We start from the raw sequence: 555 nt of genomic DNA on the forward strand, positions 1-555 counted from the left end.
TGGCCGACCTCGACGGTTTCAAACCCATCAACGACAAGCTCGGGCACAAGGCCGGCGACGACGTGCTGCAGGACATCGCCGCCAACCTCAAGGCCACCATCCGGGCCGGCGACACCGTGGCCCGCTGGGGCGGCGACGAGTTCGTGCTGCTCGTCACCGGCATCACCGACATCGAGCAGATCGACGAGACCATGCGACGGGTGCTCGCCGCCGTCGCCCGCAGCAACACCCACAGCGGCGGCCTGCCGGTATCGGCGAGCATCGGCGTGAGCATCTTCCCGACCGACGCCCAGACCCCTCAGACCCTCTTCAAGAACGCCGACGCGGCCATGTACGAGGCCAAGAAACTCGGCGGCAACTGCCACGTGCTCCACGCACAGGAGCCCGTCCCCGCCTGATCCGCCAGCGCCGGCACGCTTCCGGCCGCCATGGGCCGCATCCTGCAAGGCCTTTTCGGATTCCGCGGCAATCCATCTGAGTTCTTGTGGGTGCGTATCGCCGGACCCGCCCGCTAATGCGGGGGAACGTGCAGGAGATCGGCGCAGACTTCTTCGT

At 67.4% G+C, this 555-nt stretch carries 1 protein-coding gene; it reads left to right on the top strand.

Annotated features, from left to right (window positions below):
• Nucleotides 1-398: diguanylate cyclase (locus L6Q67_RS24280; protein ID WP_296576308.1), on the top strand; the 398-nt coding region annotated here is incomplete at its 5' end.
• Nucleotides 399-555: the final 157 nt, after the last annotated feature.

The organism is Zoogloea sp., assembly GCF_023150065.1.
Taxonomy (GTDB): domain Bacteria; phylum Pseudomonadota; class Gammaproteobacteria; order Burkholderiales; family Rhodocyclaceae; genus Zoogloea.